The sequence below is a fragment of the Petrotoga sp. SL27 genome (assembly GCF_002924605.1).
Classification (GTDB): domain Bacteria; phylum Thermotogota; class Thermotogae; order Petrotogales; family Petrotogaceae; genus Petrotoga; species Petrotoga sibirica.
The window spans coordinates 62763-74630 of the sequence record NZ_JAIP01000027.1; the positions used below are offsets into that span (position 1 = coordinate 62763).

At 33.4% G+C, this 11868-nt stretch carries 11 protein-coding genes; all 11 read right to left on the reverse strand.

All coding sequences use genetic code 11. The features are described 5' to 3' along the window. Window positions 1–6: 6 nt before the first annotated feature. A complete protein-coding gene (locus AD60_RS09640) occupies window positions 7–837 on the reverse strand; it encodes a carbohydrate ABC transporter permease (RefSeq protein ID WP_103927653.1) in 831 nt (276 codons plus the stop codon). Beyond that, window positions 837–1760: a carbohydrate ABC transporter permease gene (locus AD60_RS09645; protein ID WP_103927654.1), complete on the reverse strand. Its 924-nt coding sequence runs from the start codon at window positions 1758–1760 to the stop codon at window positions 837–839. The genes AD60_RS09640 and AD60_RS09645 overlap by 1 nt, the downstream gene beginning before the upstream one ends. Before the next feature lie 76 nt (window positions 1761–1836). Beyond that, the gene (locus AD60_RS09650) at window positions 1837–3084 is read right to left on the reverse strand and encodes an ABC transporter substrate-binding protein (RefSeq protein ID WP_103877486.1); all 1248 of its coding nucleotides are present in this window, start codon (window positions 3082–3084) and stop codon (window positions 1837–1839) included. Between the two features lie 276 nt (window positions 3085–3360). Next, window positions 3361–5268 (reverse strand): methyl-accepting chemotaxis protein, encoded by a 1908-nt coding sequence (locus AD60_RS09655; RefSeq protein WP_103927655.1) that lies wholly within the window; start codon window positions 5266–5268, stop codon window positions 3361–3363. Between the two features lie 63 nt (window positions 5269–5331). Then, entirely contained in the window at window positions 5332–6471 is a 1140-nt protein-coding gene (locus AD60_RS09660) for an ROK family transcriptional regulator (RefSeq protein ID WP_103877488.1), read from the reverse strand. Between the two features lie 498 nt (window positions 6472–6969). Then, the gene (locus AD60_RS09665; RefSeq protein WP_103877489.1) at window positions 6970–7941 is read right to left on the reverse strand and encodes a HAMP domain-containing sensor histidine kinase; all 972 of its coding nucleotides are present in this window, start codon (window positions 7939–7941) and stop codon (window positions 6970–6972) included. Next, on the reverse strand, window positions 7938–8636 hold the full coding sequence (locus tag AD60_RS09670; protein ID WP_103877490.1) for a response regulator transcription factor: 699 nt from the start codon (window positions 8634–8636) through the stop codon (window positions 7938–7940). Before AD60_RS09670 ends, AD60_RS09665 begins: the two co-directional genes overlap by 4 nt. A gap of 14 nt (window positions 8637–8650) precedes the next feature. Next, complete coding sequence (gene phoU / locus AD60_RS09675; RefSeq protein ID WP_103877491.1) at window positions 8651–9313, reverse strand: phosphate signaling complex protein PhoU; 663 nt, start codon at window positions 9311–9313, stop codon at window positions 8651–8653. Window positions 9314–9370: 57 nt separating this feature from the next. Continuing rightward, window positions 9371–10138 (reverse strand): phosphate ABC transporter ATP-binding protein PstB, encoded by a 768-nt coding sequence (gene pstB / locus AD60_RS09680; RefSeq protein WP_103877492.1) that lies wholly within the window; start codon window positions 10136–10138, stop codon window positions 9371–9373. Beyond that, window positions 10135–10974 carry a phosphate ABC transporter permease PstA gene (gene pstA / locus AD60_RS09685; protein ID WP_166667806.1) on the reverse strand — a complete coding sequence of 280 codons (840 nt, stop codon included), beginning with the start codon at window positions 10972–10974 and terminating at the stop codon, window positions 10135–10137. The genes pstB and pstA overlap by 4 nt, the downstream gene beginning before the upstream one ends. Before the next feature lie 5 nt (window positions 10975–10979). Then, a complete protein-coding gene (locus AD60_RS09690; protein WP_166667810.1) occupies window positions 10980–11798 on the reverse strand; it encodes a PstC family ABC transporter permease in 819 nt (272 codons plus the stop codon). Between the last annotated feature and the right edge of the window lie 70 nt (window positions 11799–11868).

Genomic DNA, 11868 nt, shown 5'->3' on the forward strand with positions numbered 1-11868 from the left:
TTTATATTATCCTTTGACTGAACCAGCAAGTAAACCTCTTACGAAATATCTCCCCAATATGATGTAAACTATGAGAGTGGGAAGTGCAGCGATTAAAGTGCCTGCCATTTGAACGTTCCATTGAACGACTTGACTGCCAGCTAAATTAACCAAAGCCACCGTTATTGGTTGTTTCGTTGGATCACTGGTTATCGTTACTGCGAACAAAAATTCATTCCATATATTTGTGAACTGCCATATTATTACCACTACAAATCCAGGCATGGATATCGGTAAAAGAATCTTTGTATACGATTGCCATATGTTTGCACCATCCACAGAAGATGCTTCTACTAATTCATTTGGTATTTCTTCGTAGTAGTTTTTAAACATCAGGGTTGTAATTGGTATTCCGTATATAACATGGGTTATAATCAAAGCCGGTATGGTACCGTATAAACCTATTGCTTGAAAGAACTGTATCAGTGGAAATAATACACTTTGATAAGGTATGAACATCCCAAAAAGTATGAGAGCAAATACAATATTTGAATATTTGAATCTTAATTTTGAAAGGGCAAAGCCGTTAATTGAACCAATCATTGCAGATATTAAAGTTGCAGGGATAGTAAGGTAAAAGCTATTTTTTAGATTTGGACCTAACCTTGCAGACGCAGCTTTGAATCCTTCAAGGGAAAAATTACTTGGTAGTTTCCACATGTTTGATATGGAAACTTCTTCAAATGGCTTAAAGGATGTGCTTATAGTAACATAAAACGGTAGGACATAAAATACAGTGAACAAAGCAAGTATAATATAATATATTGTGAGAGAAGTTTTACTTGTTTTCTCCGCCATTATCTTTCCCCCCTAAAAGAACTGTACAGATAAGGTATTATAACGGCCGCTACCATTATCAGCATTATTATTGCAATGGCTGATGCGATAGCATATCTGTTGGATCTAAACATCTGTTCAAACATATAAACAGCAGGCATATCGGTAACATTGTTAGGTCCGCTTCCAGTCATAGCGTATATTAAATCGAATATCTTTAGGGACATGTGTCCTATTACTATCATTGCACTAAGTGTGATTGGTCTGAGCATCGGCATCTTTATTCTCCAAAACAATTGAGTGCCTGTTGATCCGTCTACTTGTGCTGCCTCTATCATCTCTTCAGGTATTGCTCTAAGCCCAGCTAAATACATTGCCATTACGTATCCCGACATCTGCCAGGTTGCTGCTATTATCACTGGTATCAGTGCAAGATTGAAGTTACCTATCGATTGGGTACTCGTATACCACATCCATTGTAAATTAGACCATCCAAGGTTTTCAAGTAATAAGTTAATTCCTTGTGGGGAGGTTGGTAGGTTTCCAGGTGCGAATATCCAACCCCAAACTGTACCTGTTACTACATAGGAAATTGCCATTGGGAATAAAAACAAGTTTTGAAAAAAACTTGAACCTCTCAATTTCTTGTCAATAATATTAGCTAAAAATATACCAAGTATTATACACCCCGCAAGGAAAAATAATGTGAAAAATAATGTATTCCATAAATCTGTTTGAAATCTGGGGTCGTTGAATAACCTTTGATAATTTCTTAATCCAATAAATTTATACTCTCCACTTAACAATGAGGAGAAACTGTTCCAGTTGGAAGTCGATGTTCTTATTGTTAAAAATATAAAATAATAGACAAATATACCAATGAAAGCCAAAGAAGGTAGGATTATAAAAAATCCGGCTCTTGCCTTTTTCTTTTGAACAGACATACATATCTCTCCTTATAGATAGTGGCATATCAAAAACCTCGGCCCAGAAAGGGCCGAGATTGCGTTATTTTAGATGTTAATCTGTGAGCAGATTTACGTCTTCAGCAGCCCATAATATCATTTGTTTGGCTTGTTTTACGTTTTTAGTAGTTACTAAGTTGTTAATGGCATCGTTGAATGACGTGACGAATGCTTCAGGAGCAGCAGAACCGTGAACGATGGATGGTGATATGATGAGAGTTCTGAAATCCTCAGCTGTTTCTATCAGATATGGATCGTCTCCTGGGTCTGCGTCAATTCTTGCAGGTATAGCACCTTTAATTGGATTAAATACTGATTGAGCCCTTGTAGAAGCCAAATATTTCAGGAAGATTAGTGCATTTTCTCTATTTGGGGCATTCTTTGGTAACCCGAAGGTGTCGGATACGAGTACAAATACAGCTTGTGTGCCAGGTAATTCGAACCATCCAAAGTCTTCGCCTGGTATCAAACCTAAGGTTTTGAAGTATCCTTCTGCCCAGTCACCCATTAAATTGAAAACGGCTTTGCCTTCATATAACAATCTTGCAGCATCTTGCCATGCTAAAGCTGCATGATCTACGTTAACGTAATCCATAAGTTGTACCATTTTTTCTAATGTACTGTCAAGCCTTTCATCGTTGAACGATAGTTCACCGTTAAATAAGTCGTTGTAATTTTTAGCTCCAAATTCGGCTACCATAAGATTCTCAACAAGTTGACCTGCAGGCCATTTGTTTTTATCTCCTAAAGCAAGTGGAGTGTAACCAGCAGCTTTTGCTTTTTCTAAAGCTTTTATGAATTCATTCCATGTCTGCGGTTCTTTAGTTAAACCTATTTCGTTAAATAATTTCTTGTTGTAGAATACAACATTGCTTCTATGCACTGTCAAAGGGATTGAATAAACTTCACCTTGATAACTTACTATGTCTATTAAACCTTCAGGAAATTTATCGTAGACTCTCCAAGCTTTTAGATATTCTGTTAAAGGTTCCATGAGTCCTGGAATTACGTATGTATCTGTTAACTCCCAACCAGCGTGTACTTGGAATGTGTCGGGTGGGTTTCCACCGAGCATTCTTGTTTTTAATACTGCTTTAGCGTTTGTTCCTGCTCCACCGGCAACAGTTGCGTTGATTACCTGAATGTTTGGATATAATTCATTAAAATCTTGAATAGTTGCTAGCAGAGCCTCTTCTTCTCCTCCACCTGTCCACCAGCTGAATATCTCTACCTGCCCACTTTGGGCAAAAATCATGGTGAAACTTAATACACTTAGAAGTACTATGCCTACTAACTTTTTCATACTACTCTACCTCCTCGTTTAATATGTATGGATATGAAACTTAAAAAATGGTACTAAAAATCTGTTTTTTGTTTTTTTATTATTTCTTTTGTAAAGAGATACCCTAATGCTAAAATAGTACCAGGATGATTAACAAGGGAAGATTCCCTCCCCCCTCTTTGAGAATTTGTAATGCCTTTAGAAATTCAAAAACTTGCCTTAATGCTTCTTCCTCCCCTCCTTGAAAATTGGATGAAAATCTTTTTATTTCTATAAATCTATGAAAAAGTTTTATTATCAAAAATCGAACATGTTTATATGCGATATTAGATTTTGTGATATTTCATACAATTTTTTACTATTTCCCATTATTTCATTTGTGCTTTCTTGTTGTTCTTTAATATTGTTGAAGTTTTTGTTGAGGTTTTCCATTATACTCTGTATAGATTTTTCCACTTTTTGCATTGCTGTGCTCATCTCTTGCGCACTTGCACTTTGTTCTTGCGCACCTGCAGTCATGTTTTCTATCCCTTGGTCCATCCTTTCTATCCTTTCTTTTATCCGGTTGAAACTTTTCTGTACATTCTCCATCTTTTCGTTTATTTCCCCTATCGTTCCTACTACCTTGTTCGTCGATTCGTTTACTTTGTTCGTCCCTTGCGTTATGTTGGTTAATATTTCAGATATTTCATCCGTTGCATTCCTTGATTCTTCTGCTAATTTCCTTATCTCATCCGCTACTACCGCAAATCCTCTTCCTGCTTCTCCTGCCCTTGCCGCTTCTATCGCTGCGTTTAGTGCCAAAAGGTTCGTTTGTTCAGTTATCGAGTTTATCGTTTCTACTATACTTTGTACGTTCTTGGCATTGCTTGCAAGTGTTTCTACTTCTTTTTGACTTTCTTTTGTCCTTTCTACCGCTTCTTTCACAGCTTGACTTATGCTTTCTATCGTTTTGCTTCCTTCTTCTGCAGCTTTACTTGTTTCATCTGCTTCTTCACTTAGTCTTTGCGCGTCTTGGGATACACCTTGTGCCGCCCTTGCTACTTCGTCTACCCCTGACGTTACTTCTTGAGTGAAGGCCGCAGAGTCTTCTAAGTCATTTTGTATGCTTTCAGTTTGATTTAAAATGCCTTTGTTACTTTTTGATAATTTCTCTGAAATATTGGAGAGTTCATTAGAAAATTTTTCGATATTGATACTTATTTCCTTGACACCTGATAAAGAAGATTTCAAAGTTTTTAACATGTTCGATAATTCTTCTGAAATTGTTCCTATTTCATCGTTTTCACAAGTATTGAAATCAACATTTAAATTTCCTTGCTCTATTAAATTTACTTTGTTTTTCAATGATTGGATTGGTCTAGTAATGGATCGCATAAAGAAGATTGATAAAAGGATAGCTAAAACAATTACTATTAGAGCAATTAAAGCTATATTGAAAGATCGTTTTAATGGTTCGTACATAATGTCTTGAGAATCGACTGCGGAAAATATAATCCATCTTAAGTCTGGTATTTTTAGATAGTAAATGTATTTATCTTCTTGATTTATAATACCCTTATCTTCAGTAATAATTGGAATTACTAAATTCTCATTATCTTTTGTGGAAACTAATATATTGTTTTCTTCATCAACAATATAATTTATTTGTGAACTATAAGAAGTAGATGATATGATGTTTTTGAAAGTTTCATAATCTATATCTAATCCTAAAATTCCTTCTCTGGACGAAGCAACAAATTTTGTAGCAAAAGTTAAAGTTGGTTTATTTGAAAAAGATTGGACATGCGAAGTAGTTAATATTGTTTTGTCTTCCGATGCAGCTGTTTGTGCCCATATACTACTTAAAGGATCATACTTTTGAGATATTTCAACTTCTGGTTCGATTATAAAAGAGCCATCTTGTAATACTACGTAAATATATTCTATTTCTGAAAAGGAGTTGACTACGTTTGAGAAATTCTGAAACATCCAGTTTAATCCGTTTTTTTCAAGGTTGCTAGATACGTATTCTGTCAATTCATGCACAGGGTTTAAGAACTTAAGAATAGCTTCTTTTTCTGTTTGTAATTGATTTAAAATATTATTTTCTGTATTTTCTTGAATAGTTGTGTAGTAATTGTAAAAGCTAAAAATGGAAATTAAGATCAATGGAATTATGGATGTGACGATAATTAAAAAGTATAACTTTGTTCTTATTTTCATAATATTTAGCCCCCTAAGATGTAAGGTTTAAGTTTTTTACCTAAGGTTGTTATAAGATATGTTTTAGTCATTGTTTAGCAAAAACTGGTAGGGAGAAGCTACGATATGTTCAATTGCAATTGAGGCTGCACCTGACAAAATAGCATCTTCTTTCTTTGAAGCAACTAGAATTTGTGGGATTTCATCTGAAAAAGTATATTGCTCTACTATTTTTTTTATTTCTCTAATAATAGAATTCCGTGCTTTTAAAATTCTTCCACCTATAATTACCGATTCAGGATCAATCGTATTTACCAGGTTCACTATCCCGATGGCTAAAAATTTACTGATTTCATCAATTGCTTTTTTAATTTCATCAGACTTTTTTGATTCATTTAAAATTATCTCTAATGGTAAATTAAATTCATCTGCTAACCTTGATAAACCTCCAAAATTTTCCAAAGGAATTAAATCTTCAGTTATGGCTGTATGGCCTATTTCTCCAGCAGAATTAGAAGTTCCCGAATATAACTTTCCGTTTATGATAATTCCTGCGCCGATTCCAGAATCACCTACAATAAAAACATAATTGTTAAATTTTTTTCCATGTCCAAACCACTTTTCACCCAAAACAGCACTGTTTGCATCATTTTCTAGCCATATTGTTTTTTCATAGTGTTCTTCTAAATGTTCAACGAGTGGGTAATCTTTTAGCAAGGGGAAAGGATGAACTGATCGTAAAATTCTTTTTTGGCTATCTATCAATCCAGGCATAGCGATACCCATACCCTTAATTTTGTTGAAATCTACTCTGGAGTTATTGATCAATTCGTCGATTATTAAAATTAGATTTTTTAAAACATCAGTCGGTCTTCCATATGAATTTATTTCTTTTTCAACAATCTTGATTTTTTTTCCTTTAAAATTAAATATTCCCGTACGTACAATGTTTACACCAAATTCAACACCTATAACATAAAAAGCATCTTCTTTGAGCCTTATTAGTGTTCGTTTTCTGCCTAATTTACCATCGACAGTTCCAACTTCCTCTACTAAATCCCTGGAGATTAATTCATTTATGATATTTGTGATAGTAGCGTTTGTTAGACCTGTTATATCAGCTATTTCTGATCTTGTGCTTGTCCCTTTAGAGTTCAATAATTCTAAAACTAAGGATCTATTACGTTCTTTAACTAATTCGATATTGTAGGTTTTATTTGCCATCAGTAAACTCCTTTGCTTTTTATTTATATTAGATTAAGAGACCCTAAAACTTAATTAATAGAATCTCTCTACTTCTTTCCCCGCTCTTCTAAAAAAGGGACCTTCGGTCCACAAAATCATGAGGGTGGGGAGGATTCCGCCCTGTGACCCTTTCAAAATAAAAATTTTTTTTTGAAAATCGTTTTATTTTGAAGTTATTTCTTCTACTTTTAATTTAAATACAATTTTATGCTAATGTCAAGTTTGTTCATGAGTGTTTAGAGACAATTATTACCATTTAAAAGCAATTATTTGGGAATATCTAAGAAAATCATACTTTTTTTATTTAAAAAAATCTGGCCTATATATTTATAGTTTAATACTTGAACGAGCTTGTTGTTTTCATATAAAAACTCCATAGAATACTATTCAATATGCAATAATGTAAGGTTTTAATTTAAAAATAGGTTGGATTGACGCTTTCCTTGAAGTCTTTTATGCAGAAAACTAGAGTTAAAGCTAACTGTAGAATGACACCTTAAATGTGCTGCCAACCATCCATTTTGATTCAAATTCTATTTTATAATTTGCTAGTTCGCATAGATACTTAACCACAGCCAAACCCAACCCCGATCCCTTGGCGTGATTCTTTGCCTCTACGCCACGATAGAACCTTTCAAAAATTCTATTTTGTTCTTCTTCTCTTATGCCTATACCTTCATCTTTTATAATGAGTTGTTCGCCTAGAAAATCAATGTAAATATCAGAATTTTCGTAAGAGTATTTAATCGCATTTGAGAGCAAATTTCTGAAGATTGTGTAGAGTACAAACTTGTCACCTTTTATAGACTGAATTTGACAATTGAATTGTAACTTAACCTTTTTTTCTAATATCTTTTCATAGAGATCATTTACTACTTCATTGTATAGAGTACGTGGATTTATTACTTCTTTTTTTAATTCGTATTCTCCAAATTCTGCTTTCGAAAGAAGGGTTAGTTGAGAAATTATATTTTCTATTCTGTCAAGAGATTCTTCGATTTTGGTAACTTGTTTTAAAAATTGATTGTCTTTCATGAAATCTTTGAGAATTTGAGTATTTCCTTTTGCTATAGTGAGGGGAGTTCTGAGTTCGTGGGATACAGAAGTTATGAAATCTTCTTTCACTTTTTTTAGTAATTCAAATTCTGTTTTGTTTTGTAATATTAGAAGTTGATATTCTTTTTTGTATGTGAGTTTGCAAAACTTGCTGTAACCTTCAAAGAAATATATATTTGTTTCTAATTCATAGTCTTCATTGTTCAATATATGTTTTGCAAGCTGATCGATTTCGTTGAAACTTATGGTGTTCAATAATTCTTTGTTTGTTCCTAATCCCCAAGCTTTGGCTGTGGTATTTGCGTTAAGTATAGTAGTTTTGTTTTCTAACTGTAATACGGCATCTTCTAAAGAATCGAATATTTGAAAATCAAATGAACAGGTATTTTTCATATTTTATTTTCACCGTTGTTATCTACTGTAAAAGCGTTTTTGTTGAACTTGTATCCTACGTTTCTAATAGTTTTTATCCAATCTTTACCGATCTTTGACCTAATCATGCTTATATGTACGTCTATGACTCGGTCTGTAATAAATTCATCTCCAAACCAAATTTTGTCGATAATTTCTTCTCTTGTGTAAACTTTTTCTGAATTTCTGGCTAATAGATCAAGTATTTCGAACTCTTTTGATGTCAATTCAATATTTTTACCTTTGTAAGTTACTAAATAATTGTTTGAATATATTTCCATGGGTCCAAAAACCATTTTACTTTCAGATTTTTTAAGTCTTTTTAATAAAGCCCTAACCCGTGCTGTAACTTCTCTTGGATTGAAGGGTTTAGTGATATAGTCATCTGCTCCTGACTCAATTCCTAAGATTTTTTCTCCATCTGTATTTTTTGCAGAAATAATTATGATGCCTATTTCTCTATTCAATGCACGAACTTTTGGCAATTCATTAACTGCGTCTCCATCCGGTAACATCAAATCTAATAAGATTATGTCGATGTTTGATTCTTTATTCAAAACGTTCCTCATTTGAGATAAAGTACCGGCTTCAAAGATTTCTAAATCTTCTAATCGAAGATAAGTTTTTAGTATATCTCGTATATCTTCATCATCTTCAACAATAAGAACCTTAGGCATGAGAAAGCCTCCGTTTATAGATAGTCCTCGATTTCCTTACCTGTTTCTATGTAAACTATTTCTTCACAAAGATTTGTGGCGTGATCAGCGATTCTTTCAATGTCTCTTGTCAATAATATATATGGTATGATAAGTTCTTTGTTGAATGATTCATCCTCTAATTTTTGCACAGCTATTTTTCGAATTTGTTTTTCTAGGTTGTCTACTTCGTCATCTCTTTTCCAAATTTTCACAGCTTCTTCAATATTTCTTTCTCCGAATGCTTTATATGAGTCCTTTATCATCTCTAAAGATATACCGAACATCTTTTTTATTTCTTTAGTATTTACTATGTCTTTTAGATCAATATGCGCATAGATTTTAGTTTTTTCAGCAATATTGCAAGAAAGATCACCTATTCTTTCAAGATTGTTTGCGAACTTTATCATTGTTACTGCGTAACGTAAATCTTTTGCTAAAGGACGAAATCTGGCTACGATTTGATAGACTGACTCTTCAATTTGGCGGTTTAAATCATCTATTTGATCATCTGCTTTTAAGACTTTTTCGGCTAATTCAAGGTTTTTATCTTCTAAAGCTTTGATAGAATTTTCAAAGGATCTTAAAACGACGGTTAAAAGCTTAGATATTTCACTTGTTAATCGTGTCATTTCAGTTTCAAAATGTGTGTAATCCATCTATTCCACTCCCCATTTTCTTGTATAATTTCTATTGTTTTTTTAACTATTCAATTTTTAGCTAATTCTACCATTTAAATAATCTTCTGTCAATTGTTCTTTGGGACTTTTTATAATGTCTTCTGTTTTTCCGGATTCTATAAGTTCTCCTTGAAACATAAAATACATATAATCTGAAATTCTTATAGCTTGGGCTAGGTTATGAGTTACAATAATTATAGTATAATTTTCGGATAGGTGTTCAATTAGATTCTCAATTTTTTGCGTAGCTATAGGGTCTAGGGCAGATGTGGGTTCGTCTAATAAGATTATTTCAGGATCAACAGCAATGGCTCTAGCAATACATAAACGTTGTTGTTGTCCACCAGAGAGAGAACTAGCTGGTTTGTCGAGATCGTCTTTTACTTCATCCCATAACGCTGCCCTTTTTAGAGCCGTTTCAACGATTGCATCCATTTTTCTTCCATTTCTTTTTGTATGTAACTTTACACCGAATGCGATGTTTTCATAAATAGTCATTGGAAAAGGTACTGGTTTTTGAAAAACCATTCCTATTTTTTTTCTCAACAATGATAAATCAATGTTATTTTCATATATATTTTTACCATCAAATATTATTTCTCCATTGGTTCTATATCCAGGAATTTCATCGTTGATTCTATTTATACTTCGCAACAATGTGGATTTTCCACAACCTGAAGGACCTATTATTGCACTAACTTTTTTCTTTTTAATTTCCATATTTATATCTTTTAAAGCTTGTTTTTGAGCGTACCAACCATTAAAATTTTTGATTTCTATAACAATTTCTTTTTCTGTACTCAACTTTTTTGTTTTCCTCCTCTTACTTTAAACGCTATCGAATATATGACTAAAATAAGTATTATTAAAAATGCGGATGTTGCTTTTGCCATCCATTGTGCATTTTCTCCATATGCCATGGTTATAAAATATATGTGAGTTGGAAGAGTCATAACAGGATCGAGTAGAGATTTTGGTAACTGAGTTGAATAAAAGACTGCACCAGTCAATAAAACAGGGGCGGTTTCTCCAATAACCCTTCCAGTGCCAATTAATATTGCGGTTATTATTCTATTTTTTGCTGCTGGAAACAGTATTTTGTAAATAGTTTCTGTTTTTTTTGCTCCTAAAGCATAGGCTGATTCCCTTAATTCTCTTGGTAGAGATGTAAGGGCTTCTTTTACCGATGAGGATATTACAGGTAAAGTCATTATAGCTAAAGTTAAACTTCCACTGAGAAGCGATGTTCCAAATCCAAGAGTTATTGAAAAAAGAGCTAATCCAAACAATCCATAGACAACAGAAGGAACACCAGATAAAGAGGTAACGGATATGTCAATTATTCTTCCTAATCTTGATTTTGATCCATATTCTGAGAGGAAGGTACCAGTGAGAACTCCTATTGGAATGGATAATAATAGAATGAAAAATATCATCAAAAAACTTCCCAATATAGCCGGTCCTATTCCACCGGCTGTCATTCCTTGACTGGGGTATTCTAAGAAAAAAGAAGGATTAAAATATCTTGCACCATCTACTATAACTATTACAATTATTGACAATATTATACCAAACGCAATATAACTTATGATTCTGAAAATGATTGAAATTATTGAATCTATTCCTGTTTGTTTCTTCATTTTTTTCAACTCCTCGTTACTCTCCTAGATATCATCGTTAGAATAAAAGATATCATTAGTAAAATCAAACCGGCAACGAATAAAGCAGAGTAATGAATACTTCCAATCGGCACTTCTCCCATCTCACTTGCTATAGCAGCGGTTAAAGGTCTAACCGGATCCCATATTGATCTAGGAATTATAGCAGCTCCTCCAGCAACCATTAATACAACTATAGTTTCCCCTATAATTCTATTTATTGTTAGAATTATTGAATTTAAAATTCCTGATAGTGCTGCTTTGCTTACTATTCTAAATCCAGCAGTGAACCTACTTGCTCCCAAGGCTAATGCACTTTCTTTTAGACTGATATCAATTGCTGATAATGCTTCCTGCATAAGTGAAGCGGCGTATGGTAGGGATAAAATAGATAGCCCAATTGCTGCTAATAGTAAATTACCTAAGGACCAAGCTCCAAAATTCATAAGGATAGGTGAAACATAAATAAATAAGAATGTACCAATTATAACAGTGGGTACTCCAGATAGCAAATCTATTGCTGATTTTATAATTTTTTGTTCTGTGTTTGTGGCATAATCGTACAAGAAAAATGCAATTATATACCCTATGGGTATAACCATAATAGAAGCGAAGCCCGTTAATATGAAAGACCCTACTATCATTGCCAACATGCCATATTCTGGTGGATCATATGTTGGATACCAGTATTTACTAGTAAAAATCTCAGCCCCAACTTCCGTCAGGGCTGGAATAGTTTCTCTTATGATAAAGATGAATAGACCAATTAATGCTACTATTCCCACCATTGCGACCGCGGTAATTATACTTTGATTTATAATATTTTTGAAATCTCGTCTATTCACAAATAAAGCACTCCTTTTAAAGGATTAACTT

Coding starts and splice junctions, on each gene's coding strand:
- AD60_RS09640 (WP_103927653.1), bottom strand. CDS start 837: ATGGCGGAGAAAACAAGTAAAACTTCTCTCACAATATATTATATTATA.
- AD60_RS09645 (WP_103927654.1), bottom strand. CDS start 1,760: ATGTCTGTTCAAAAGAAAAAGGCAAGAGCCGGATTTTTTATAATCCTA.
- AD60_RS09650 (WP_103877486.1), bottom strand. CDS start 3,084: ATGAAAAAGTTAGTAGGCATAGTACTTCTAAGTGTATTAAGTTTCACC.
- AD60_RS09655 (WP_103927655.1), bottom strand. CDS start 5,268: ATGAAAATAAGAACAAAGTTATACTTTTTAATTATCGTCACATCCATA.
- AD60_RS09660 (WP_103877488.1), bottom strand. CDS start 6,471: ATGGCAAATAAAACCTACAATATCGAATTAGTTAAAGAACGTAATAGA.
- AD60_RS09665 (WP_103877489.1), bottom strand. CDS start 7,941: ATGAAAAATACCTGTTCATTTGATTTTCAAATATTCGATTCTTTAGAA.
- AD60_RS09670 (WP_103877490.1), bottom strand. CDS start 8,636: ATGCCTAAGGTTCTTATTGTTGAAGATGATGAAGATATACGAGATATA.
- phoU (WP_103877491.1), bottom strand. CDS start 9,313: ATGGATTACACACATTTTGAAACTGAAATGACACGATTAACAAGTGAA.
- pstA (WP_166667806.1), bottom strand. CDS start 10,974: ATGAAGAAACAAACAGGAATAGATTCAATAATTTCAATCATTTTCAGA.